Annotated in this window: 19 protein-coding genes and 2 pseudogenes; 8 read left to right on the top strand and 13 right to left on the bottom strand. The window is 68.1% G+C overall.

Translation table 11 applies throughout. The features are described from left to right. Nucleotides 1–54: 54 nt before the first annotated feature. Complete coding sequence (locus GR130_RS21370) at nucleotides 55–1,515, bottom strand: M20 family metallopeptidase (protein WP_159506183.1); 1,461 nt, start codon at nucleotides 1,513–1,515, stop codon at nucleotides 55–57. A gap of 167 nt (nucleotides 1,516–1,682) precedes the next feature. Between GR130_RS21370 and GR130_RS21365 the strand changes: the two genes are divergently transcribed. Further along, nucleotides 1,683–2,591 (top strand): LysR family transcriptional regulator, encoded by a 909-nt coding sequence (locus tag GR130_RS21365; RefSeq protein ID WP_159506182.1) that lies wholly within the window; start codon nucleotides 1,683–1,685, stop codon nucleotides 2,589–2,591. Between the two features lie 348 nt (nucleotides 2,592–2,939). On the opposite strand, the gene GR130_RS21355 is transcribed toward GR130_RS21365, so the two are convergent. Further along, nucleotides 2,940–4,112, bottom strand: a complete 1,173-nt coding sequence (locus GR130_RS21355) for an epoxide hydrolase family protein (RefSeq protein WP_159506180.1) — start codon at nucleotides 4,110–4,112, stop codon at nucleotides 2,940–2,942. 103 nt (nucleotides 4,113–4,215) lie between these two features. On the opposite strand from GR130_RS21355, the gene GR130_RS21350 reads away from it, so the two are divergent. The 3 genes from GR130_RS21350 (at nucleotide 4,216) to GR130_RS21335 (ending at nucleotide 6,785) form a co-directional block, all read left to right on the top strand. Next, the gene (locus tag GR130_RS21350; protein WP_159506179.1) at nucleotides 4,216–4,791 is read left to right on the top strand and encodes a CGNR zinc finger domain-containing protein; all 576 of its coding nucleotides are present in this window, start codon (nucleotides 4,216–4,218) and stop codon (nucleotides 4,789–4,791) included. Between the two features lie 594 nt (nucleotides 4,792–5,385). Further along, nucleotides 5,386–5,628 carry a hypothetical protein gene (locus GR130_RS40825; protein ID WP_159506178.1) on the top strand — a complete coding sequence of 81 codons (243 nt, stop codon included), beginning with the start codon at nucleotides 5,386–5,388 and terminating at the stop codon, nucleotides 5,626–5,628. 14 nt (nucleotides 5,629–5,642) lie between these two features. After that, a complete protein-coding gene (locus GR130_RS21335; protein WP_159506177.1) occupies nucleotides 5,643–6,785 on the top strand; it encodes an SPFH domain-containing protein in 1,143 nt (380 codons plus the stop codon). 413 nt (nucleotides 6,786–7,198) lie between these two features. Here GR130_RS21335 and GR130_RS40820 read toward each other — a convergent pair. The 5 genes and pseudogenes from GR130_RS40820 to GR130_RS21310 form a co-directional block, all read right to left on the bottom strand. Next, nucleotides 7,199–7,415 (bottom strand): annotated as a pseudogene (locus tag GR130_RS40820) (RNA-guided endonuclease TnpB family protein); the annotation flags it as partial. Between the two features lie 183 nt (nucleotides 7,416–7,598). Then, on the bottom strand, nucleotides 7,599–8,075 hold the full coding sequence (locus GR130_RS21325; protein ID WP_201304962.1) for an SRPBCC family protein: 477 nt from the start codon (nucleotides 8,073–8,075) through the stop codon (nucleotides 7,599–7,601). A gap of 235 nt (nucleotides 8,076–8,310) precedes the next feature. Continuing rightward, entirely contained in the window at nucleotides 8,311–8,619 is a 309-nt protein-coding gene (locus GR130_RS21320) for a hypothetical protein (RefSeq protein WP_159506175.1), read from the bottom strand. A gap of 36 nt (nucleotides 8,620–8,655) precedes the next feature. Then, a complete protein-coding gene (locus GR130_RS21315) occupies nucleotides 8,656–9,348 on the bottom strand; it encodes a DJ-1/PfpI family protein (RefSeq protein ID WP_159506174.1) in 693 nt (230 codons plus the stop codon). A gap of 308 nt (nucleotides 9,349–9,656) precedes the next feature. Next, nucleotides 9,657–10,610 (bottom strand): GlxA family transcriptional regulator, encoded by a 954-nt coding sequence (locus GR130_RS21310; protein WP_159506173.1) that lies wholly within the window; start codon nucleotides 10,608–10,610, stop codon nucleotides 9,657–9,659. 282 nt (nucleotides 10,611–10,892) lie between these two features. Here GR130_RS21310 and GR130_RS21305 point away from each other — a divergent pair, with 282 nt between their 5' ends. The 4 genes from GR130_RS21305 (at nucleotide 10,893) to GR130_RS21290 (ending at nucleotide 15,704) form a co-directional block, all read left to right on the top strand. Next, nucleotides 10,893–11,363 carry a hypothetical protein gene (locus GR130_RS21305; RefSeq protein ID WP_159506172.1) on the top strand — a complete coding sequence of 157 codons (471 nt, stop codon included), beginning with the start codon at nucleotides 10,893–10,895 and terminating at the stop codon, nucleotides 11,361–11,363. 5 nt (nucleotides 11,364–11,368) lie between these two features. Continuing rightward, a complete protein-coding gene (locus GR130_RS21300) occupies nucleotides 11,369–11,644 on the top strand; it encodes a DUF3817 domain-containing protein (protein ID WP_236573308.1) in 276 nt (91 codons plus the stop codon). 1,501 nt (nucleotides 11,645–13,145) lie between these two features. Next, nucleotides 13,146–13,601, top strand: coding sequence for a hypothetical protein (locus GR130_RS21295; RefSeq protein ID WP_159506171.1), 456 nt, complete (start codon nucleotides 13,146–13,148; stop codon nucleotides 13,599–13,601). A gap of 195 nt (nucleotides 13,602–13,796) precedes the next feature. Beyond that, nucleotides 13,797–15,704, top strand: a complete 1,908-nt coding sequence (locus tag GR130_RS21290) for a YncE family protein (protein ID WP_159506170.1) — start codon at nucleotides 13,797–13,799, stop codon at nucleotides 15,702–15,704. A gap of 224 nt (nucleotides 15,705–15,928) precedes the next feature. On the opposite strand, the gene GR130_RS21285 is transcribed toward GR130_RS21290, so the two are convergent. From GR130_RS21285 to GR130_RS21260, 6 genes and pseudogenes are all read right to left on the bottom strand, one after another. Next, the gene (locus tag GR130_RS21285) at nucleotides 15,929–17,377 is read right to left on the bottom strand and encodes an NAD(P)/FAD-dependent oxidoreductase (RefSeq protein WP_159506169.1); all 1,449 of its coding nucleotides are present in this window, start codon (nucleotides 17,375–17,377) and stop codon (nucleotides 15,929–15,931) included. Between the two features lie 437 nt (nucleotides 17,378–17,814). Further along, on the bottom strand, nucleotides 17,815–18,003 hold the full coding sequence (locus GR130_RS21280) for a hypothetical protein (RefSeq protein WP_159506168.1): 189 nt from the start codon (nucleotides 18,001–18,003) through the stop codon (nucleotides 17,815–17,817). 379 nt (nucleotides 18,004–18,382) lie between these two features. Next, nucleotides 18,383–19,396: a carbohydrate-binding protein gene (locus tag GR130_RS21275; protein ID WP_159506167.1), complete on the bottom strand. Its 1,014-nt coding sequence runs from the start codon at nucleotides 19,394–19,396 to the stop codon at nucleotides 18,383–18,385. An 818-nt stretch (nucleotides 19,397–20,214) separates the two neighbouring features. Beyond that, a pseudogene (locus GR130_RS21270) lies at nucleotides 20,215–20,873 on the bottom strand (UDP-N-acetylglucosamine--N-acetylmuramyl-(pentapeptide) pyrophosphoryl-undecaprenol N-acetylglucosamine transferase); the annotation flags it as partial. A 96-nt stretch (nucleotides 20,874–20,969) separates the two neighbouring features. Next, a complete protein-coding gene (locus tag GR130_RS21265; RefSeq protein WP_159506166.1) occupies nucleotides 20,970–21,572 on the bottom strand; it encodes a hypothetical protein in 603 nt (200 codons plus the stop codon). Beyond that, nucleotides 21,569–23,824 carry an MMPL family transporter gene (locus tag GR130_RS21260; RefSeq protein ID WP_159506165.1) on the bottom strand — a complete coding sequence of 752 codons (2,256 nt, stop codon included), beginning with the start codon at nucleotides 23,822–23,824 and terminating at the stop codon, nucleotides 21,569–21,571. Before GR130_RS21260 ends, GR130_RS21265 begins: the two co-directional genes overlap by 4 nt. Nucleotides 23,825–23,884: the final 60 nt, after the last annotated feature.

The raw sequence follows: 23,884 nt of genomic DNA, 5'->3' as shown, positions 1-23,884 counted from the left end.
GGGCATGGGTGGCGGGAAGTCGGCCGAGCAGGTGTGGGGGAGTCGGTGGTCTGCTCAGTCGCGGGCGGAGAACGGGGCGTCGGCGCCGGCGCGGACGGCGCGCGGTCGGTGGGTTTCGGCACGGGCGGGGAGCGGGTGCTCGGCCGAGGGATGGCCGAGGGAGTGGAAGAGCGCGGTGGCCAGCACGAGGCCCTCGCGGGCGATCGTGCCGAGCAGGTGCTCGTCGGGTGCGTGCTGGAGGCAGCCGGGGTAGGAGTGCGGCAGCCACAGAGTGGGCAGGCCGAGGATGTCGGTGAAGACGTGGTTGGGCAGCGAGCCGCCGATGTTGGGCAGGACGGCGACGGCCTTGCCGGTGACCTGCTCCAGCGCCGTCCTGGCCCAGTCCACCCACGGGTCGTCCAACGGCGTACGGCTGGCGGGGAAGCTGCTGCGGACGGTCACGTCCACCATCGGGTAGCCGCGGGCGGCCAGGTGCTCGGCGACGATCTCCCGTATCCGGCTCACGTCGGTGCCGGCGACGTACCGCAGCTGCAGGACGGCGCGGGCCCGGCCGGGGATCGCGTTGACCGGGTGGTCGATGTCGGCTGAGCCGAGCGACAGGACCTCAAGGGTGTTCCAGCCGTAGAGCCGCTCGGCGGCGGTCAGGCCGGGCGCGCCCCACCCCTCGTCCGGGGCGGGGTCGCCGGGGTTGCCGGCGACCGTGACGCCGGCCAGCGCCTCGCGTACGGGGGCCGGAATCGGGGGCGGCAGCAGCGCGGGGACCTGGAGGCGGCCGTGGCCGTCGACCAGGCTCGCGATGGCACCGGCCAGGGTGGTGGCGGGGTTGCGCAGGATGCCGCCCCAGTTGCCGGAATGGTACGACTCGGGGCGCAGGTCGACATCGAGCAGGAGCCTGACGCCGCCGCGCGCCCCGAGGAACAGCGTCGGCGTCGCCGCGTCCAGGCGCGGCCCGTCCGAGGCGACCAGGACGTCGGCCCGCAGCTGTTCGCGGTGCGTGGCGGCGAAGTCGGCCAGGCCCGGCGAGCCGACCTCCTCGCCGGTCTCGAACAGGAAGGTCAGGTTGAAGCCGAGTGATCCCTGCTCGGCCAGCAGCAGCCGCAGCGCCGCGAGGTTGACCAGGTGCTGCCCCTTGTTGTCGGCCGCCCCACGGCCGTACCACCGGTCGCCGTCGGCGGTCAGGGTCCACGGGTCGCGGCCCTCGCTCCACCGGCCGGCGTGACCGTCCACCACGTCGGCGTGGCCGTAGCAGAGCAGGGTGGGGAACTCGGGGGACTCGACGCGGGTGCCGACGAGGAACGGGCCGCCGGAGGAGTCCGGGTTCGGGTACGCGACCACGGAGCACCCGAGGCCGTGCAACGCGGGTACGAGAACCTCGTCGAGGTATGCCTTGACAGCAATGTAGCCTCCGGGGCGGGCGCTCTCCGTCGGGTAGCGGACCATCGCGCTCAGGTCGGCGAAGAACGCCCCCGAGTCGACGTAATCTTCGGCCTGCTGGACCAGATTCTCGGAAATCACAGGGCTACTCCTACAAGTCGCGCAGATGCGGCGGCACGTGCCTGTGCGGGGTTGGCTCAGCAGCGTAGGACGGTTTCCAGCCGCCTGACTATTGCCGTTTGCGCGCGGTCGCGTTCTAATCTCGGCAAACCGATGCGTCGGTGGCACGCTCGCCCCACGGAGGTCCGATGCAGCTCATGCCGGTGAGCCTGGCGTACTTTCTCGAAGTCGCCCGGACAGGGGCGGTGAGTGAGGCCGCCCAGCGGCTGCGGGTCGCCCCCTCGGCGATCAGCAGGCAGATCGCCAAGCTCGAATCCGGGATCGGCGTCCCCCTGTTCGTCCGGCATCCGCGCGGGATGACCCTGACCGATGCCGGGTCGCGGCTGCTGGCCCACGTCCGCCGCAGCGAGGCCGAGTCCTCCGCGCTCGTCACCGAGCTGCGCACCGGCAGCGGCGCCGACGTCCGCAACGTCACCGTTGCCTGCTCGGAAGGTTTCGCACGCCGCCTCGTCCCCCGTGCCATGGCGACCTTCCGGCGCGACCACGCGGACGTGACGTTCAGGCTCGACCGCGTACCCCACCAAGAGGCGACCCGCCGCGTGGCCGAGGGCATCGCCGACATCGCCGTCACGTACGCGATGGGCCCGCAGCACGACGTACGGGTGGAGTGCGCCGTCGTGGTGCCGATGGCCGCCATCGTGCCGCCCGGACACGAACTCGCCGACCGCGAGCGGGTCGGCCTGGCCGAGCTGTGCGCGCATCCCCTCGCCATGGCCCCGGCCGGAACCACCCAGCGCGACCTCTTCGACATCGGCGTACAACTGGAGGGACTGGCCGTCCGGCCGGCGCTGGTCTGCGACGCCATGGCCTCGAAGTACGAGTTCGTCCGCTCCGGCGGTGGCATCGCGCTCGTCGGAGACCTGGGCGACCTGCACCCGGACCCGGCGGCCGAAGGCGTCGTCTACGTACCGCTCGACCACCCGGTCTTCCGCGGTCGCGAGGCCCAGGTGCAGACGATGCTCGGCCGTCGACTGCCGTGGGCGGCAACACAGTTCGTCGGGTTGCTGGTGTCACTGCTGCGACGGTCACAGGCGTGACGACTCGACTCCGGCACCGATACGCCTCCGTCCTGCGTACCTGCGCCCTTGCCCACCGTTCCCGACCAGACCGGGGGCACGGATGAGGCACAGTGGCGTTCGCGCCACCATGTCCCTGCTCACCACTCACCGGGGCCGATTGACGGCTACCCGTGCAACCCATCCGCCGTCGCTTGGCGATCGCACGGGCCTTGCCGGCGTACCAGGTGGGCTGGGCTGCGGCCGATGCCATCTTCGCCGCGCCCTGTCCGACCACGATCTGCCGACTCGATGAACTCGGTCCGGAAGCCGTCGGACAACGCCTTGAGCCGGATCAGGCGGTGATCGAGTGCCGGCACCCGGCCGCGTTCACCGATGAGCGGCCAGCACTGCCGCGAGGCCCTCTTGCAGATCTTTGACGAAATACTCGGGAACCTCCAGCGACGGGAAATGCCCCCCGATTTCGGGCTCCCTCCATCGGACGATCTGTCGGTACCGCTCCTGTGCCCAGGGGCGCGGATACTTCTCGATGTCGCGGGGATACATAGTGATTGCTGACGGGACGTCGACCCGAAGTTCGGGGTCGAGCGAGTTGTGGCTTTCGTAGTAAATGCGGGCCGCCGATGCGCCGGTCCGCGTCAGCCAGTACAGGGTGACGTCGTCAAGAACGCGGTCTCTGGAAATCGTCTCGAACGGGCTGTCATCGGTATCTGTCCACTCGGCGAACTTGTCGAGGATCCAGGCAAGAAGCCCGACCGGTGAGTCGACGAGGGAGTAGCCGATGGTCTGCGGTCGGGTCGCCTGCTGCTTCGCGTACGCCGCGCGGTGGCGCCAGAAATCGCGGGTTTCCTCGGTCCACTTGCGCTCGACCGCCGTCAGCCCGTCCGTTGTCAACCCGGGCGGTCCCTCCGCGAACGTTGTGTGGATGCCGAGAACGTGCGCCGGGAACCTGCCGCCGAGAACCGTGGTGATATTGCCTCCCCAGTCGCCGCCGTGGGCTGCGAACTTGCTGTAGCCGAGCCTTCCCATCAGTTCCACCCAGGCGGCCGCGATCTTTTCGGTTCCCCACCCGGTGGTGGCCGGCTTGTCGCTGTAACCAAAGCCTGGTAGCGATGGAACCACGACGTGGAACGCCGGCGCGTCTCCCTCTTTCGGATCTGCCAGCTCGTCTACTGCATCGATGAACTCGGCAATGCTGCCTGGCCAGCCGTGCGTCAAGATCAGAGGAGTGGCGTCTGCGCGCGCGGATCGGCGGTGCAGGAAGTGGATTCCCAGATCATCAATGGTCGTGCGGAACTGGCCGATACGGTTGAGGCGCTCTTCGAACGACCGCCAGTTGTACCCGGTGCGCCAGTAGTTCACGACATCGACGAGGTCGGCCAGAGGAACGCCCTGTTCCCATCGTTGAGGGTCGGGCGCGGCGCGATGGACCGTCTCGGCCTCCGGCAGTCGCGCCGCGGCTAGTCGCGCGCGCAGATCGTCGAGGTCAGCGTCAGCTGCGTGGGCTTCGAATGCTTGCACGTCGCTGGTGAGACGGGGCATGAGACCTCCTGACCATCGTGGAACCGGCCACGATCCATCGCGAACCGGCTAAGGCGGTTCTAGCAGTTCTCCGAGCCACGCTGCAACCGGCTAAGGTGGTTCCATGCGTGCTGCGTTCCCTGACTTCCGCCTCGGCAATGTGCTGGCGACCAGCTTCACGGGCACTCTGTCGGAGCGTCATGGCAACGCCGTGGAGCGCATTCCCACGCCGAACCGACTCGTCGACTGGCTGGCAGTGAACGGCCTCGCCGTGGACTCCTGCACCGCTGCCCAGCTCGACCTCGCTCGGGAACTGCGGGAGTCGATTCACGCCGCCGCGACAGCGGCCGCGATCCAGGACGCTCTCCCCGCATCTGCTGTCCAAGTCATCAATGACTGCAGCGCTCAGGGTCGGGCCGCGGCTGTCCTGACGCCCGAGGGCAAGCGGCGATGGCGGCTCAGCTCGGCTTCCTGCGTGGAAGATGCCCTCAGCGTGATCGCCGCCGACGCGATCAGCATCATCGCGGGCGAACGAGACGGAAAATTGGCCTTGTGTGCCTCACCAACCTGCCAAGCCGCCTTCTTCGACACCAGTCAAAGTCGCACCCGCAAATGGTGCGACATGAACACGTGCGGGAATCGTCAGAAGAAAGCGCGCTTCAATGCCAACCGGCGGAAGAACCCGGAATCGGGGGAGTGATCGTTACCTCGGTACATCCAAGCAGGCCCCACGTCTGCGACACATCTGTCGCGTTGGGTGCACCCCAACGGCACCACTAAGAGCCAACCGTCGCCTTCGAACAACGTCCTCAATCAGTACGTCTACGGTTACTGATCGGCGACGTTCATCGGCTCTTCGCAGTCGGGAGTGTTGGCGGGCAGGCGTGGAGGCCTTCCAGGATGGAAGTTCTTCCTCCACTGCCCATCCGAAAGACCTCGACAGGCTCCACGCTATGTCCGCCGCGCTCTGTCTGACCGCGTTCTGCCGTCTCGATGGACTCGGTCACCTCTCCGTAAGTCGCGTCGTCGCAGGGGGGCTGGCGGTGTCCTGGTATACCGCGAACAGCGAGATCCTCGCCGAAGGCAAGCGACGTCTGATCGATGACCCTCACCGGTTCGACGGCGTCCTCACATGCGATGAGCCCGTTAAGGGCGCGTCAAATTCGCCCTGTTCAAAGCATGCCCGGCCGGCGTTCCCTCACCAGCCCTATCGGACACATCCCGACAGAGCGCGGTCAGATCCGGTGAGTTAGGGTCGGGCACCACGAACGCAACGGGGGAAAGGCGGCGGTAAATGGTCCGGGACGACGCCGTATTCGGCTGTACCGGAGTGCTGCTGATCGGCACTCGTGGGGCTGCCGGACCCGGTGAGGTTCTGGTGCGGGTCCGCGGGGGTTCCGAAGCTTTTCTCGCGTGGTCCGCCGAGCCCCTTCCGGCACGAACGACGGTGCTCGTGATCGAGTCCCGTGGCAATCGCCAGGTCGACGTCATGGAGTGGGCTGATCCGTTGGACGCGTCGCCCGGCGACGCCGATTAAGGAGAGAACAAGCAATGTTCGGATACCGCGTTCCCGCCCCTGATCAAGCCATGCTGATCTCAGGAGGCAAGCGTGGCCAGGGCGGCGCTCCGTTCCGAGTGGTCACCGGCCACGGCAAGTTCGTGCTGCCGGTCATCCGCAAGGTGCGCTTCCTGACCCTGGCCATGTGTGAGGCCGAGGTCGCCGAAAAGTGCGTCACCCGGCAGGGCATCACCCTCACCGTCCGCGCCGTGATCGCGTTCAAGGTCGGCAACGACACCGAGAGCATCGTCAACGCCGGTCAGCGGTTCCTGTCCGACCAGGACCAGATGGCAATACTGACCGGCCGGATCTTCGCCGGTCATCTGCGGTCCATCATCGGCTCGATGACGGTCGAGGAGATCGTCACCGAGCGGCAGAAGCTGGCCACCGAGGTCCTGGAGACCTCCAAGACCGAGATGGCCAAGATCGGCCTGATCGTCGACTCGCTCCAGATCCAGTCCATCGACGACGGCGACACCGGCTACATCGAGGCGATGTCCGCGCCGCACAAGGCCGCCATCCAGCAGCAGGCCCAGGTCGCCCAGGCCCAGGCCACCCAGGCGTCGGTCGAGGCCCAGCAGGAGGCGGCACGCAACCAGGCCGAGTACCAGCGGCAGACCGCCGTCGTGCAGGCCGAGTACAACGCCGAGGTCGACCGCGCCCAGGCCCGAGCCGCCCAGGCCGGCCCACTCGCCCAGGCACACGCCCAGCAGGAGGTACTGGCCGCGCAGACCGAACTCGCCGAGCGCGCCGCCAAACTGCGCCAGCAGGAACTGGTCGCCGAGGTCGTCAAGCCCGCCGAGGCGGAGGCCGAGCGCATCCGGCTACTGGCCCTGGCCGAAGCCGAGCGCATGAAGATCCAGGCCGAGGCCGCCGCCTCACACGACCGGGTCGCACTGGACCGGATGCTCATCGACCAGCTCCCGCAGATCGTCAAGGAAGCCTCCGCCGGCCTCGCAGGCGCCAACGTCAACGTCCTCAACGGCACCGACGGCCTCGGCGAGATCGCCGCCGGCCTGGTCGGCCAGGGCCTCACCATCCTCGACTCGGTACGCCGCAACCTCGGCACCCCCGACGCCTCCGGCCACACCAACAACAACGGCACCGCCCCCGGCGGCCGGGTTGAAATCGAATAGCCAATGCGAGACATAGTCCTGGAGGCCACTGACTTGCCGTAGAGCACGCCGCTGACCTGCAACTATCCGGGTGTCCCATCGTTTTGTCGGCGCGAGTGCCCGACAAGACGATGGGACGTGTGACCCGCGGTGTCTTCGTGCGGACGACGGACCTTCGACAGACCGTTGGGACAACCGACAGGTGTGAGGGGAACCCCATCCGTTGTTGGTAGCGGTTTCCGATGCTGGGAAGTTCCGGAGACCGTTCGAGCGCTGGATCGCGACACCGTCGTCGCGTGCGTGGTCCCTGTGTCCGGTTCCGAGGCTTGAGATCCGTCGCTGCTGCGGGGTACTGATGGACGTGGCTGTAACCTCCCCTTCCCAGAGGAAGGGCATTCCTCACCCTCCAGGGCTGAGCGGGGATTTCTGGCGCAGGCTGCCATCTGAGCCGGCGGCTCAGATGGTCTTACGCCCTCAGCACGAGCTGGGTTGAGACCAGCCCGGACCAGCATCACGCGCGCGGAGTTCTTGTCCTGGGGGACAGGGCTCCGTACACGGTGCAGGCATAGGTACGTTCCGAAAGAGGCAGTGCGTGTTTGGTCCCGCTCCGCACTGCGCACAGTCCAACGTGGTGTGCGCGGGGTGCACGAGGTCTCACCCCGTCGACCAAGCGCCAAGCCGCCGCGGGCGATCCGGCTGCCGGCCCGGCCCCGCCCCGCCCGGCAGCCGCGGTTCGAGTGCCACCCACTGGACGTCGGTCAGGTCACAGCGGGCGCCGACCGGCATCGTCTGCATGCGAGGTCTCCGTGCTCATGGTTGTTCTGGTCGAGGGCATCACCTGCCGGAGGCAAGCTCGGCCAGGTGGTGCAGGGAGTTGGTGAGATGCTCAGGGTCGAACGGTGGGAACTGGATGTACTCCCGGATGAACTGCGGCACCGCCGACCAGTCGTAGGTGAGTGTGACCTCGGTCTCGGACGGACCGAGCGGCGCAAGGTCGTATCGCCAGAACCAGCCGCCGAACTCCAGGTGACCGTCGCTCTTCTCCTGCCCCGTCAGCCAGCCAATGGCGCGCGGCGGGTCGAGCATCTGGACCTTGCTGGCCACCTGGTAGCCACCGTCTGGGTGGTTGGCGTGGTACATGTCCATCCGGAAAATCTGCCCCACCTCGGTCAGCGGCGCCCGGTCGACAGCTTCCCGAACCCAGCCGGTGCCATCGATCGCAGAATGGGCCGTCGGGTCCGCCAGCACCGCGAACACCCTCGCGGCGGGCACGGCGACAGTCAGGCTGGCGCTCACGTTCTCCTGGTCCACGGTGTGCACGCTCCTTGTCATCTCATCTCGGGTCTCTCGCGGGCGCGGAAGGGGGATGTTCCCCACACGCAGACGACGCGACACGGTGGAACTCATCGGTCGTGCGGGCGGAACCCGCTCCTGTGCCACCAATGGCGGGCTCGTACGGGTCACGTTTCGCGTGCCGGGGAGGCAGTCTCACGCATGCGCATCCTGCGACACGCCAGGCGGTGCGCGAGGGCATCACGGGAAGGACTCAGCCCTGGTGCGCGCGGCGCTGGCCGGTGACGTTGGAGGAGGGGAGACGTCCGGCTCTGGACGTACCGGCGAGGGTGTCGCCGTCGATGGTGACGGTGAACGTGAGGTTCAGGCGCATGGGCTTGGTGACGGCCTGCCTCCAGGTGAGTGTGTCGCCATCGAGGGCGATGTCCTGGAGGGGGACGTCTTCGTCCAGGCCGTGTGCGATCCCGGTCAGCTGCCCGTCACGGCGGCTCAGCTCTATGACGGGCCGGATGCGTCCGATGGGGGTGGCGATGGTCAGGTCCCAGGTGCCTTCAACGGACATGTCTCGGCTGCTCCTTGCTGTCGGCGGTGGTGGGCGTCAGAGGGCGACGGGGGCGGGGCCCTGGGCGCACCAGGTCGTGCCGCGGCGCTCGTGGGCGAAGAGTTCCTCGACGGCATGGGCGATCTGCGGGCCGATCTCGCGTTCGAGCAGGTACAGGCCGAGGTCCAGGCCGGAGGTGACGCCAGAGCCGGTGATCAGGTCGCCGTCGTCGACGACGCGGGCGCGCAGGGCGTGGACGCCGGTGGCCTCCAGCATGTCCAGGCCCATGTGGTGGGTGGTGGCGTGTCGGCCCTCGATCAGCCCGGCCATCGCCAGTACCAGGGAGCCGCCGCAGACGGCGGTCATGGTGATCTGCGGGTTGTCCATGGCCGCCTTGAGGAGGGCGGGCAGTTCCGTGGTGAGGGTACGGCCGAGGAGGACGGAGATGAACTCGTCCTGGCGCCACTCGCCTTCCTCGCACGCTTCCTGGTCGGGCATCTCCCCGGGATCGCCGACGCGGCCGGAGGCCCCGGGGACCAGCACCAGGCCGGGGCGGTCCGGGTCCAGGGAGGCGGTGGCGCGCAACGCCAGGGCTCCGGTGCCGCTGACGACCTCCCGGGGGCCCTCGGCGGACACCAGTTCCACGGTCACGGCGCCGTCGCCGGCGGTGCCTCCGGCGTAGAGGACTTCGTAGGGGGCGATCACGTCGAGCGGGTCGAAGCCGTCGAACAAGACGATCTGAACGTGCATCCGCAGGTCCCTCAGGGTGAAGGTTTTGTCGGCAAGGGCCGATTTCCTGGTTCACGCTAGGCAGGGGAGGCGCCCGATCCCAGTGGCGTTCGTGACACCCTTCAACGGGTTCTCGCCAGCCGGCGAGGAGTCCGATCCGGTCAGCTGACCGGTCGGGCCAGGTGTTGGCCGTCCCGGCGACCTCACAGGACGCTGCGGTCGGTTTCCCGTTCCGGGCAATGGGTCTGTGTCGCAGCCATGGGGGGAACGGCTGTGTGCACCTGCCCGCCGACGGCCTCGGTGCCGACGTGGCACCCGGCCCCTGGCTTTCATGTCTGTTCTCGACCGCGGAAGGCGGCCCGGTAGCTCTGCGGGGAGGTTCCGACGACCCGTTTGAAGCGTTCCCGGAAGGCTGTCGGGGACCCGAAGCCGGCCTGGTCCGCGATGCGGTCGACGGTGTGATCGGTGCTCTCCAGCAGGAGTTGCGCGCGACGGACCCGGGCTCGCAGCAGCCACTGCAGCGGCGTCGCGCCGGTCTGCTCACGGAATCGCCTGCTGAAGGTGCGCGGGCTCATCCCGGCGCACCGGGCCAGCAGTTCGAGGGTCAGCTCCTCGCTCAGGTGCTCCTCCATCCAGGAGAGCACCGGCTCCAGGGCCGACCCGCGGGGGACCGGTGGTTGGGCGTGAACGATGAACTGGGCCTGGCCGCCTTCCCGTTCGAGAGGGGTGACGGCCAGGCGCGCTGCGCTTGCCGCCACGGCCGAGCCCCAGTCACGGCGGATCATGTGGAGGCACAGGTCAATGCCTGCGGAGGCTCCGGCTGAGGTGAGGAACTGGCCGTTGTCGACGTAGAGGACGTCGGGGCGTACCTCGATCTGGGGGTGCCTGCGGGCCAGTTCGGGCGCCGCGGCCCAGTGGGTGGTGGCGGGCAGCCCGTCGAGTAGGCCGGTCGCGGCCAGGTCCAGCGCGCCGACGCAGAGGGAGGCGATCCTCGCGCCCCGGGCCGCCGCTTGCCGCAGCGCCTCCAGTGCCTCCTCGGCGGGCGGGGGCGCCCCTTCCGCACGCCCGGGGACGATCACGGTGTCGGCGTCGGCCAGGCCCTCCAGTCCCCAGGGCGCGGTGATCACGAAGCCTCGCGCCTGGACCTGCGGAGATATGGCGCATACCCGCACTTGGTAGGGGCGTCGCCCGTCGGGCAGCCGCACCCGGTCGAACACCTCCAGGGGCGTGGACAGGTCGAAGGGGATGACCCGGTCGAGTGCCAGGACCGCGACGGTGTGCACCTAGGACTCCTCAGTTATCGGCCACAGCTCTGACCACGCCCTTTCTTCCTATGGTGCACAAGCGCGCAGGTCAAAGGGATGGCGAGATCCCGTTGCTTTCTGTCGTTCCAGCCGCTGGGAGTCGCGGGGGCGGGTTTCTAGGGTCGATCTCGGCGGCGGCCCGCCTCTGGGCCGCGCCTCCTACTGCTGCCCCGCACCTGAGAAGGCGTACTCACACATGCCCGCACCATCCACGCGTCACCTTTCCGCCGGCACCCGGAGCAGCGTGGGGAGTACGGTCCGGTGACCAAACTCCTGCTCGCCCTGCACGTCCTCGCCGCCATCATCGCGGTCGGCCCGGTGACCGTGGCCGCCAGCATGTTCCCCACGGCCTTGCGCCGCGCCGCCGCGGACGGCGACGTCGGCGGCACCGTCACCGTCGCTTTGCTGCACCGGATCTGCCGGGTCTACGCCCACATCGGGATTGCCGTGCCGGTGTTCGGCTTCGCCGTTGCCAGCGAGCTGCACGTTCTCGGCAGCCCCTGGTTGATCACCTCCATCGCGCTGACCGCGGCGGCGGCGGTCGTCCTCGGCCTGTTGGTGTTGCCGCGCCAGCAGGCCGCACTCGCCGCCCTGGAGGATCGCCTCGGTGAAGCGGTGGTGGAGGGATCCGCCGCCGCTCGACTCGCCGTGTTCACCGGGATCTTCAATCTGCTGTGGGCGACGGTCACCGTCTTGATGATCGTCCGCCCCGGCTCGACGACGGGGGTGTGAAGACGATGGCCACTCGCATGCCGCTGAGGATCTCCGCGACGATCGAGTTCGTCACCCTCGCCGTGCTGTTCACGAACATGGCGACGCTCAACGCGCACACGGTTGCCGCGCTGACCGGCCCGGTCCACGGCTTCGCCTGGCTCTACGGCGTGATCGCCACCTGGCGCGATCCGCGTTCGACGGGGCGACGCGTGCTGCTGGCGGCTGTCCCGGGCATCGGCGGGCTGCTCGCCCTGCGCAGCCTGGACCGCGCGCCCGCCGACCGCCCGAAGGCTGCCTAGGCTTCGCGTCGATCACAGCCGCGATGGGTGTCGGACGTGTCGGGGAGGGCGAGAAGCGTCTTGCGGGTGATCCGCAGGAGCACCGCCCCCGCGTGCCCCGCCGGCCTCTTCCCGTCAGCCACCACGGACAGCCGACGGGCCCACCCTTGTACTTTCGACCACCAGAAAGGTGCCTTGCTCGCTGCAGCGGATACGACGTAGCCACTCGCACCCCCGCAGGTCAACGGCATCTCTCTGCTCTCGGCACATCAGGTCACCCCATTCCGCTGAATGCCCGGGGGTGATCTTCCCCGCCTTGGCCGGCGAGTCCGTCCGCGCGGCGTGCCCTACGACAGTGCTCCCATCCCAGTGGCCGGAGAGCGAGGCCCTTCCACACCGACGACGCTTTCGACGGCTGTCCTTGCTGCGGGACATCTGGCCCTTGACCGCGAGTGGGACGTCGCCTCTGCTCATCTGCTTCACCAGCCGAAGGCCCACCGCTCGCGGCGGCACCCGCCTCGCACCTCACCGGTCGACTGGGCGCGTCACCTCCCAGCAGGCCGTCCCACAGCCGCATGTCATATCCACAGTCGCCGTCCGAGCGACGTGCACCCCTCGGGCGGGCTGGACAGAGACCTCCAACCCCTGCCCCTCATGGCGGTGTCGCCGTCAAGTCCCGGTAGCAGGCCTTGACTTGAGGCAGGTGGGGCGAGGGTAAGACGTCCAGGAGACGCCACACGGTGAGTGCGGGCGCGGCCCGGGTCAGGCCGGCGGGCTCGGTGGGGCCGGGCGAGCAAGGCCGGCGCGCTCACGTCGTCGTGGTGGACGACGGGCCAGCGCGCGGTGGTGAAGCGGAGGGCGGTACGCGCGACCTGCCAGGACCGGTTGGGGGACTCGGCGGCGCCGATGCTCGCGTACACGCCGTCCGGGAACCGAGCCCTGGCGACGGTGGCGGCCTCGCCCGACTCCAGTGCCGCGACGCCCCGCAGCGGCAGATCCTCCCGCCCCGCGGGCACCAGCCGACGCATGTCTCCGACTTCGGCACCCATCCCCGAACAACAGACCGAAGACTTGCCGGTTTCGGCTCGATAATGAGGACCGCCGATTTGGCCAGGACTCGACGCAATCTGCAGTTCGATAACGTGCTGAAGCGCCCCCTCCAAGCTGGTAGTTGCAGGTCACAGGCGGGGTCATTTCAGGGAATCGTTCACATGGAAACCGACCGGGATCATTTCCAGCCGCCATGGTGGTCTGAGTAACAACGTTACAGCCGGTCCGCCAGGCGAATGGCGAGAAACTGCAGGGCCGGGCTGGATAGATAGATCACCGGAGGGGTAGGAAGGCACGCGATGATCCTGGTGCACACAGCGGGTGACACGGAACCCGGAAATATTGCTACCGCGCCGGGACGCGCGAGGTCTTCGAATGCGAAGAACTTAGTCATGGTTGATCGTGGCGAGAAAGATCCCCCTCTTTGCAGGGGGTGATTCTGCGCCCACCGAGAGGATCCGGAGGGAAGTTCATGTCTTTCAAGAACATCTTCGACAGCGGCGGAAGTGGAGCCAAGTCCGCCGAAGAGTCCGCTCAAAAGGTCTATGAAAAAATTCCTGGAGCCCGGCCCGAACGGGAAGGGATCGATCCGGAGCTATACGACGGTATTCCTGAAGTTGCGCGCGACCCGAAGATCATGCGCGAGACGTCGCCTGAGGCGCTCAGCATCATGAACAACTTCCTCGCCCCTCTGTTCAAGAACACACAGACAGTAGCCGACAAGCAGCGGGAAGCCAGTGAAAACCCCGAATCGACATCCGGTATGGCGTCTTCGGTCAAGGATGAGGCTTTCAAGAAGGTGAAGGTGGAGATCAGGGACGAAGACCGGCCGAAGGTCGGCGACGAACGGCTGGAAGAATTCAGAAAGGATAACTACGAATCGGTCAAGAACGTCAAGAGGGCTGACGGCGGGCCGGCCAAGGAGTGAGGGTCGATCAGGAATTCGACTCAAGGGTCGAAGGGTGGTCCAGAAGTCCCGGTTTCAGGATCCTGCCCTTGCGCAGAAGAAGCATCCCCGCTTGGCAGCCTGACGAGTTCTCATTCGGTCACGCCAGGCCGGAACCAGCGCACAAATAGTAACTGACGCATCGTTGAATTCTACTACGCGAGGAGACTGAAGGGCATGGGCGGCGCCACCAAGAACAACGTGAGTACAGCCTATCTTGGCGAACGATTTATGCGTCACCCACTGACGGGGCGCAACCTGAAGGAGCTGCACATCGCCGACAGGGCCGATGTCATCCTGGAGCGGGACCAGGGCAAACTGAAGAGGAAGGCCGAGAGGAAATCGGCAGACGGAACGGACCGGTATGTCTCCCCTACCGGGTTTTCTTTGAACAAGGAGCGATTCAGCGAATTTCCCGTCGGGGAGGCCACGGCACACGAGCGCGGGTGGCGTGCCTATATGACGGTGGGGGTACCACTCGTTGAAGAGCGAGGCGACATCGTACAGCCTCCTCCTGACGTGATTTCCAAGCAGACGTACGTCAATCGAACCGACCCCGTCCCCACCAAATGGTCACATACTGTCGAATTCTCGATTTCGAACACAATCAGCTGGTCGCTCCAGGGGCAGGTGCAGCTCACTTTTGGGGCAAAAGTCATCGCATCGCTGCAGCAGCAGTTACAGAAGAGCATGGCGATGAACCAGTCCGAGAAGATTACCCTGAAGAACAGCAAAGACAATCAGGGTGTTGACGTAGAGTCCCAGTCGCAAATGACAAGTACCACAACGGCCACGAGTACCGCCACGGGCACCGGGGAATTGTCGGCACAGCTGATGCTCGGGATCACTGCTTCTGTCAGTGGTTCGTTGACCACTGCGTTCAAGACGTCGTCCACACTGAGCGGGGAAGTTGCCAGCCGGGTAGATGTCCTGGCCACGCAGCGACGTCAGGTGAGGAGGTTCGACTACGAATATCCCATCTCCTTCGGCGGGTGGGTTGCTCTGTATTACCCCGAGCCAGTAGAGGTCAAGGAAACCCGTCCGGACGGCCCGCAGGCCAAGGAGCCGAAATACTCCAGGGTGATTGCCTGGAAGCTCGGCGAGACTGGAACGGTCACGGAGGCTTTCGACCTGACCGATGAAGGAAAGCCGTTCATGCAGAAAGGGGAAGCCGAAGTCGTATCCACCCTCGCCGGGGTGCACGAGGTTTTCGAGCTTGAAACGCTCAATTTCGACATGAAAAATCACCCTCTTTACAAGGGCGGTAGCGGAGAGCGAGAGATCCCGAGAGAGGCTCCCGTCGAGCTCGCCACCGGGTTGGGGACGGCCGATGGCCTCGCGCTGGACCTGACGAACCAAAAGGCGTACGTCACCGACCGGTACAACGACGGCAAGCTGTACAAGGTCGATCTCGCCGGCGGCGGCACAGACTGGGTCCTGGAGAAGCTGGGACAAGTCAACGACGTGGCGCTGGACCTGCCGGGCAACAAGGCCTATGTCACCGACTACAGCGGCAAGCGCCTGTTCACGGTGAACCTGTCCGACCGCTCCGCCTCCCCGGTCACGGTCGCCGAGGGTATGCGCGCGTACGGCGTCGCGCTGGACCTGCCGGGCAACAAGGCCTATGTCACCGACGTCGATGGCGGAAAGCTGATCGAGTTCGACCTGACCAGCGCCCCGGCGGCGCGGCAGCGCACCTGGGACGTGCCGAGGGCCGCCGGCGTAGCGCTGAACGGGGGCAAGGCGTACATCGGGCAGTACGACCTCGGCGGCCTGTACGAGGTCGACCTGAACGCGGATGGCGGCGCCCCGCGGAACGTCGCCACCAACCTCGGGTACAGCGTCCGTGTAGCGCTGGACGGCGCGGTCAACGCATACGTCTCCGACTCGAGCGGCGGCAAGCTGCATGAGGTCGCCGTGGCCTACGGCGACGCCAAGGGCCTTCGGCGCGTGGTGGCCGACGGTCTCGGCACGGTGTGCGGCGTCGGGCTCGACCGCGACAACGGCTGGATCTACGTCAGCAACCGGCAGGGCAAGCTGTTGCGGCTCTCCGGCGTGCTGCCCCTCGCCTCGGCGAAGTCGTAGCGCGGGACGTTCTTTCGCGGTGGGTGGGCGGGCATGGATGCCTTGATCATGTGGGTTGCCGAGGCTCACGTGATCGACGGGGTGTTCATGCCCGCCTGTGCCATGGCGTCGCAGGGCGAACCGATCGACATCCCCGCCGGCCGTCGGGTACAGAACGAAGGTCGACCGGCCGGCGTGGGAAGGGCGAGCCGATTCAAGCGGGAGCGGAGTGGGGAGAAGCGCGGTCAGGGACGGGCGGCCACAGCGTTGAGATAGTCGGCCACGTGCCGGATTCGGTTCGTGTCGGCTTCGGACACGGCGCCGAGGATCTCCGGTGCCAGTGCAACCGGGACGCCCAGCCGCTCCACGCATGCGAGCGCCTTTTGTCGGCACGCCGCGGCGATCGGTTCCGTGCCGAAGATGTACGGCAGCCTCATGCCGCGTTCGACGGCGATCAGGAGTGCCATCTGCGCGAAGCGCTCCGCTGCGTCGTTTGCCGTCATCGTCTCGATGGGCTTTCGGCCGGGTGCGAAGACCGCGTACGGATCGTGCTCCGGCGCGGCGCCGTCTGTGAGGAGCCCGGCCAGGTGGCGGGCGATCGCCGGGGCGCTGTGGAAGCCGTCCCGGTAGGTCCCCGTTGCGAAGAACAGACGCGGCATCGGCGCGCGGCCCAGGAGCGGGAAGGTGTCGAGCGGGACGGGCCGCAGGCCGTAATGCCAGCGCCGCACGGCCGAGAACGCGATGTTCCGGTCGAACTGCGCGATGTAGCCGGACAGCAGCGCCTGGACGATGCCCAGCCGCGGTCCGGCAGGCGCGTCGAAGTAGACGTGGTTGGTCGCGCCCAGGTACTCGACGCCGTCCCCGAGCGGCACCGCGTGCAGCCCGCATCCGCCGACGAGGGTGGGTGTGCGCACGACGTACGGCACGGCCTCGCCCCGCACGCGCTGGGTCTCCAGTGCCACACCCGTTCCGTTCAGCATCGGCTGCACCGTGCCCCGGGGCAGTTGCTCGATCAGGCGCCCACTGGCCGCACCCGCCGCGAGGACGACGGCTCCCGCGGGGAGCGTCGCTCCCGAGGACAGCCGCACTCCGGTGACCGCTTCCTTGGCCGTCACCAGGGACGTCACCTCGCCGGCGACGCGCCTGACGCCGAGCCCTGACGCAGCGGCCTCCAGGGACGCGAGCACACGGCGCGCGTCGACGGCCCCTTCGTTCTCCAAGTACAAGGCGTCCACGGGCTGGTCACCCGCCTCCGCCTCCAAAGCGGCGATGCCGTGGGGATCCACGTCCTGGAAGGGCTCGCCGTGCTCCTCGGCGGCTGCGCGGATCGCCCGCATGCTGCCCAGGCCGTCCCCCGTGGAGCGCGCCCCCAGCACGACCAGCGTCCCCCGGATGCTCCCGACCGGAACCGCCACGGGTCGCGCGGCGTCGGCGAGCCGGTCCAGCCAGCCCGGCCACAGGCGAGCCGCTTCGCGCGCCAGCGCGAACTTCGCCCGGGACGCGGGATGTTCACCGGTACGCGCCGTGACCTCGGCAAAGCAGTTGAGCATCGCCCCCGCCGCCACGGAAGCGGAACCGGGGCGCGCCTCCGGGCCCACCACGGCAATCCGCAGGGAGCGGTCCCGCAGCGCCGTCTCCACGGCGATCGACAGGCCCAGCGCGCCGTTCCCCACGATCACCACGTCGGCTGTCACGATCCTCACCATTCCCGAAAGACAACAGGATGGTCCTGCCGAGCGGAAGGCCACGAACAAGACACGGCCGACCGTCCTGTCGATCGCCTGCGGTCAGTCAGGTCGGTCGCGCAGTTCCCCGCGCATCCTCCCGAACGCGACATGCGTCAGCTCAGCCCCGCCGGCCTGGGGCCTGGGGCACGAAGCCCCAGGAATCCTCCACCCGGCAAGGCAGACGCCTGCCTCTGGGTCGTGACACCGAGCGCCGCGGATGCCCGCTCGGTGAACAGATCCGCAAGGGCCTTCGGCACGGCTTCAGCGGCGGCATGCCGGCACCTGGAACGGTCGCTTCCGGCCACGCTCCGGACGGGGCGGCAGAGAAGTCACGAATTCCCGTTCGGCGTCGGACAGTTCATGGTGATGGGCCACCCGACGGTGATCCACCGTCCGAGATCATTTCAAGATGCGACCGAGGAGCTGGGCGCCGTGCGTCGACTGCGGAGTAGCCAGAGTCCTCCGGCCGCTGCCAGGCAGATCAGGCCGGAGCCGACACTCGTCAGGGCCTGAAGTGAACCGCCCCAGAGGAAATACGAGACGAGGTTGAAGAGGAAGGCGGCCAGGACCAGCAGTCGGAGCAGGACCTTCATCGTGGGGCTCCCTGGGGACGGAGGAGTGAGAGATCGTCACAACGCCTGTACGGGAGTCCTTCGTTGCACCGTACGACGGTCCCGGCCATCGTGACATTGCCGAGGTGCCTCGGAAGAAACCGGCCGGCACCGGCCGCCACGGCAGTGGTGAGGTCACCGTTGTCGCACCCCGTCTTGGTGTCTCGCCCAGTCCCGCCCCGTCGCCGGTCCGGCACCTACCGCGGGGCCCGCCCATCGGGAGGACGTGGGAGATTGCCGACAGACCCGAGGGCCTGTCGGCCCCCCGATGTCTGGGCCAACGGCCGTGGGGCGGCGCACTGTTGGGTGCGCCGCCCTTTTCCTCATGGTGTGGGGAGGCTGTGCGCCGGGGGCTACCGAGTCACTGGTGGACGGTCCAGTGATCATTGGCGCCTGCCTGGACGAACTTCAGCGGCGGGCACAGGAACGCGTTCGGATCGGGGTTGGTGTCGGTCCACGGCGAGTCGGACGGGCTCGTGGGCTTCCAGGCCCCGTTGCTGCGCAGCTGCACGGCGCTGCTGTCGAAGGTGGTGTTCCGTGCCTCCGTGCAGTAATACCCCTCTCCCGTAGCGGGGTTGGGGCTCGCATAGATCTCGAACATGTCCCAGCCGTGGTTGAGCCCGCTCTGGTCCGTCCCCGACTGCTGGAACAGCAGGTCCCAGGCAGCGGTCCGGTAGTTGTAGAGATAGGCCGACCAGCGGTTGGTGGCGGCGTCGTCCTGCACCATCTGCACGCTGTACGCGGCCGGCCCGCCGTTGCCGGGGGTGTAGTTCTTCAGGAAGTTGTCGTCGATGGGGACGGTCTTGGCCGGGCCGACGGTCCCGCACCAGTCCCACGCCCAGATCTCGTTGCCGGTGTTGGTGTACGCGGTCACCACTTCCATGCAGGAGTTCTGGGCCTTGGTGGTGGGCGCGTAGGTGACGTTGTCCGCGTCGGTGACTGTGTAGGACGGGTCGACGGTATGGGTGGCCATGATGCCGTCATGTGTACCGGGCTGGGGGAAGACGCCCCACCAGTTGTGGGTGATCTGGCCCGCCCGGGGAGCCGATGTGGTCGGCCGGCCGCCGGGGATCCGGGGGTGGTGCGTCCACGCGGGGCCGGATACGGTCCGGCGCCCTGCCAGGAACGTACGGACGGCGTGGGCGCGCCCCGGTGTGCGGGCCGGTGTGCGTGCTCCGACGACGACGCCGGTGTGCGGGGCCGTGGGGGAGGGCGGCGGAGTGGTCCGGGCGGCGGCCGGCTGGGTGGTGGCGGTGGCGGGGGCGGCCAGGGTCACGGTCACCAGGGCGGTGAGGGCGGAGGCGGTGAGGGCCAGGGCTGCGAGGGGTGAACGAGATCTTGCTCTGGAACCGGTTCTGAGTCCGGGGCTGTTCACGGTTGACCTCCAGGGCGTGTGGGGGGTTTCCCTGAGCTGGTCCGAGCGTGCTTGTACTTGTCTGCGCCGGCCTGAGCGAGCCCGTATCTGCCTGTACTTGCATGAGCGCGCCTGTGGCGGCCTGCTCTGGCCTGGACCAACTAGGGTCTAGGGAAATGTCCATGACATGACATCGGGTGTCAAGGGATCCGGCGGAGCGGCAGCGCAAGGCTGTCCGGCTCGTGCGGGCCAGAACGCCCGTACCCCCGCCCTCAGTTGAGGAGCGCGGGCCCGGCGCCGGGGGTGATGGGTGCGTGGTGAAGGGCGTCACTGCGCGCTGATGGACTCCAGCGTTTCGGCGGGCTGCTGATGCTGTTACACGAGCGCATTTCAGCCTTGAAGCGAGCACGCCGGGCCGGTCGTGGGAGTCTGTCGGCTCGTGAGCTGGGCCGGGCATGGTGATGCGTGAAGCAGACCGCGGCCCGAAGCGGGCGTGCCCCTTCGCAACTCCCGGTGTCCTGACAAGTCGCATGTCGTGCACACGTGACCACGGGTGGCATCCACGCCGCGGTGAGCGCCGGGACCGATGCGACCGATGAGCTGCTGGTCGAATTCCGCAGCCGCTACCGGACCAGTTCCTGCCAGGTACCCCCGACAAGCCGTGGCAACCTCAGGGCTCTCCATGGCCTGGTCGACGAGTACACCGCACCGAACCCCCCCGAACCTCGGCGACCTGAATGTCCCCCGACCCGTGGGGAAAGGACGCGCACGCATTCGCCGCCGCCGTCGTCTTGTGCGAGGAGGGTGCCGCCCGACGCCTCCCGTAGGGTCCGCGCCGGTCAGTCGGAAGCGGCGGACAGGATCACGTCCACGGGCCTGTCCGCGGCGTCCGGCCGTCCGTGCGTCCGAGCCCGCTGTGCCATCGCGCCCCGCCGGGCTGAGTCCGTCAGCAGAGGCTCGACCGCGTGCCGCAGAGCATCGGCGGTGACATCGCCGAGGAGGGCGACGGCGGCACCGGCCTCTTCGAGGTGCCTGGCGTTGTGAGCCTGCTCGTTACCGGCCGAGGAGGCGAGCGGGATGAACACCGCCGGTTTGCCGAGGGTGGTGGTTCCGCCAGGGTGCCGGCGCCGCTGCGGGAGGTCACGACGTCGGCGACCGCCAGGACGTCGGGGAGTTCCGGGCTGACGAACCCGGTCGGGTAGTACCGGCCGGCGAGTTCGGCGGGCAGGGTGGCGGCGTGCTGTTGCAGTGCCTCGGCATGGGCCGGCCCGCACTGGTGCACCATGTTCGCGCGCTCCAGCAGCCACGGCAGCGCGCCGCGGATCACATCGTTGATGCGGGCCTGGGCGACACCCAGCGGCACGCGCGCCATATCGCGCACGTTCGCCGGCGATACGAGCTTGAGCGGGTTGCCGGAGCGGCGGATCTTCCCCGTGGCGACCGTGGTGAACGCGATGCCTTCGGCCGGGGCGACGCGGGCCTCCAGACCACGGGCGGAGTGTGTATGGGCGTTAGGCCGCTGAGGTAGGCCGCGTCGTACCGCGTGTCGGCCGTCTGAAGGTGCGTCTGTAACGGTGCGTCGACCAGTGCTGCGTCAGCGCAGGAAGGCCACCTTTCCCCTGCCGCTGATGGTGCTCAGCCCGCCCAGTACGCAACCGCTGACGTCACTGGTGGGGGTGGCGCTGCCGGAGACACGGGCGCCGTAGAGGAAGCCCCGGGTGACGGTGCCCGCCAGCAGGGCGTCCCCTGGATTGTAGGTGTCGAGCTGGTGGAGATTGGGGCGCAGGGTCGAGCTGCCGACGGGGCGGCCGTTCGCGTCGTGCCATGTGATGGTCCCCTCGCCGTGGATGGCCTCTGCGGAGGTGCAGCTGGCTTCACTGTTCCCATCGAAGGTGAGCGTGCCGGACCGGAGGTCCGCCGAAGTCCCGTCCGGCGAAGCGCAGTTGGTGAGGTACAGGGTTCCGTGCACGGTGGTCGTGCGCGGAACTTGGCCGAGCGGAGGCGTGAAGGACAGGGGCTGATCCGGGACGGTGCTGACCGCGCAGGTCAGCAGGGTACTTTCGTCCGATTGCTGCGGGTGGCGCGTGGCCGGGGTGCCGATTGCGGGCTGGACGGCCGCCGCGATGGAGGCCAGGGCGGCGATGGCGACGGTGAGCCGGGGGGCCCACGCGGGGCGAAAGGGAGCCGAGGCGGTCATGGTTGTTCTCCTGTCGGTGTCGGCGTCGGTGACGTGCAGTCGGTCTGATGCGCGGTGTGGTGGCTCGCCGGCCGACCCGCCTCCTGCCGGGCGATCCCCGGCCCGGGGAGCAGACGTGCCAGCGGCCGTGGCAGCCACCAGTTGCGGTGGTCCAGGAGCCGCATGAGCGAGGGCACCAGAACAATGCGGACGACGGTGATGTCGATGGCGATGGCCGCGGCGACTGCCAGGCCCATCTGCTGGAAGTCCTGGCGGTGCGTGGCGAGCAGACCCGCAAACGTGACGATCATGACGCTCGCGGCGAGGGTGATGGTCTGGGCGGTGTGCTGCAAACTGTGCGCGACGGCCGCGGTGTTGTCACCGCAGCGCCTGTAGTGCTCGGCGATGCGGTGGACCAGGAACACCTCGTAGTCCATGGAGAGGCCGAAGATCAGCGCAAAGGCGAGCAGCGGGATCAGAACATTGATCTGACCCGCCGATGACGTTCCCCTGGCGACCACGGTGAGCACACCGAAGGCCGCCCCGACGGCGAGAATGTTCATCGCGATCGCTTTGAGAGGGATCAGCACGCTGCGGAAGAGCACCAGCAGCAGTGCGAAGGATCCGGTCAGCACGATCGCCGCCACCTGCCACAGGCCTGTGACGGCGGTATGCGTCAGGTCCTTGAGCGCAGCCGCCGGTCCCGCGATGAGAACAGGCTGCCCGGCGGGCAGGACTCGCGACGCGACCTGACGGATGCGGGTGAGGAGGGCGGCTGAGGCCGCGCTGTCGGGAGCGTTTCGCTCGCCGACGGCCAGCATGGTGAGATCGGTGCCGTTGTCCAGTGAGCCGGTCAGAGCCACGCGTGGGTCGTTACGCAGAGCCGTCGCCAGGGCTGTGGTGTCCACGGGCGGAGCGCCGGGCGCATGTGGCAGGGCGAGGAGGGTCACGCTGGCGAGCCGGTCGTTCTCCATCTGGATCAGCCCTCGGCCGGTCTCCGTGCGTGCGATGGCGGTACGGTCGTAGTGCAGCCCCAGGCGGATGCCCAGGACCGGGACGGCGGCCAGGACCAGCACCGCGAGCGCCCCCAGACAGTACGGCCAGGGGCGGCGCATGAGATGAAGCGTCCAGCGGGTCCACCACCGGTGGGTCCTGGATACTCCCGGCCCCGTCCTCCGCCGGCGGAGGCGGCCAAGGTCCAGCAACCGGTCGATGCGGGGCAGCAGAGCGGGCAACAAGGTGAGTGCGGCGCCGAGCGTGATGCAGGTGGTGGTCATGGCCGCCAACGCCAGCATGCGCACGTTCCGGACCGGAATGATCAGCAGGGCCGCGCTGGTGGCCACGACCACGAGCGCGCACCAGGAGACCGTGGTACCCGCCGTCGCCGTTGCCTGGGCGGTGGCCTCGTACGGTGTGTCACCACGGGCACGGGCCTGTCGGTAGCGCAGGAGGATCAGCAGCGCGTAGTCCAGACCGAGCCCGAGGCCGATACTCGTGGTCACGGTGAGCATCGTGGTGTCCACCCGGGTCATGAGGCTTATGGCCATCAAAGTGCCTGTGCTGACGAGGATCGCCGATGCGGCGACCACCACGGGGACGGCGGCAGCCCCCAACGCACCGAGGCCGAGGGCCAGCAGCAGGAAGGCGGCGGGCACGGTGACGCTCTCGACGAGCCGCAAGTCGTTCACGTCGGCATGGACCAGTTCGGCCAGCACGGGCGTAAGACCCACGACCGCCACTCTGACGTGCCCACCGGATGTCCCATGTGCCGTGCGGTAGGCGACCATCTGCAGGGAACGCAGGCGCCGTTGACGCGCGGCTTCATCACCCATGACACCGATGGACACATAGGAATGACGGGGGTTCTGCCCGGTCACTTTGGGCACCGGCAGTACCGTGCCGGCACCCGCCTGGGAAATCAGGGCCCGCGCGGTCGATGAAACGGCTTTCTGATAGGCGGGATCGGTGGCCGGCAGATCCGGCGAGTCGAAGGCGAGAATCATCTGTTCGGAGCCCAGCCGGGGAAATCCCCTGCTGATGAGCGCGGCGGCCTGACGGGCTGGGGAGTCCGCCATATCGGTGGTGGGAATGCTCAACCTGCCCAACTGAAAGGGAAGGAGAATCGAAGAGAGGACAGCGAGCAGGACCCAGGTCGCCACCACGAAGCGCCAACGTCTGGCGGCGCCGACTCCCAGACGACCTGTCCAGCTCATCTGGCCGGCGGCTGCCGCCGCGTCGCTTCCCCGGCTTTCCACGCAGGCATCGGGCGGCACAGTGAATCTCGTCTCCTCATACGCTTTGCGGTCACCGGATGCGCAATCCCGGATTTCCCT

The sequence above is a fragment of the Streptomyces sp. GS7 genome (assembly GCF_009834125.1).
In the GTDB taxonomy this organism is placed as follows: domain Bacteria; phylum Actinomycetota; class Actinomycetes; order Streptomycetales; family Streptomycetaceae; genus Streptomyces.
This window is presented reverse-complemented; position numbering and strand designations above follow the sequence as displayed.

Bases quoted from the DNA above. Each gene is read 5' to 3' on its own strand.
- GR130_RS21365 (WP_159506182.1), top strand. From the start codon at position 1,683: ATGCAGCTCATGCCGGTGAGCCTGGCGTACTTTCTCGAAGTCGCCCGG.
- GR130_RS21280 (WP_159506168.1), bottom strand. From the start codon at position 18,003: ATGAAGGTCCTGCTCCGACTGCTGGTCCTGGCCGCCTTCCTCTTCAAC.
- GR130_RS40825 (WP_159506178.1), top strand. From the start codon at position 5,386: ATGGTCCGGGACGACGCCGTATTCGGCTGTACCGGAGTGCTGCTGATC.
- GR130_RS21295 (WP_159506171.1), top strand. From the start codon at position 13,146: ATGTCTTTCAAGAACATCTTCGACAGCGGCGGAAGTGGAGCCAAGTCC.
- GR130_RS21265 (WP_159506166.1), bottom strand. From the start codon at position 21,572: ATGACCGCCTCGGCTCCCTTTCGCCCCGCGTGGGCCCCCCGGCTCACC.
- GR130_RS21355 (WP_159506180.1), bottom strand. From the start codon at position 4,112: ATGCCCCGTCTCACCAGCGACGTGCAAGCATTCGAAGCCCACGCAGCT.
- GR130_RS21290 (WP_159506170.1), top strand. From the start codon at position 13,797: ATGGGCGGCGCCACCAAGAACAACGTGAGTACAGCCTATCTTGGCGAA.
- GR130_RS21300 (WP_236573308.1), top strand. From the start codon at position 11,369: ATGGCCACTCGCATGCCGCTGAGGATCTCCGCGACGATCGAGTTCGTC.
- GR130_RS21350 (WP_159506179.1), top strand. From the start codon at position 4,216: ATGCGTGCTGCGTTCCCTGACTTCCGCCTCGGCAATGTGCTGGCGACC.
- GR130_RS21320 (WP_159506175.1), bottom strand. From the start codon at position 8,619: ATGTCCGTTGAAGGCACCTGGGACCTGACCATCGCCACCCCCATCGGA.
- GR130_RS21315 (WP_159506174.1), bottom strand. From the start codon at position 9,348: ATGCACGTTCAGATCGTCTTGTTCGACGGCTTCGACCCGCTCGACGTG.
- GR130_RS21335 (WP_159506177.1), top strand. From the start codon at position 5,643: ATGTTCGGATACCGCGTTCCCGCCCCTGATCAAGCCATGCTGATCTCA.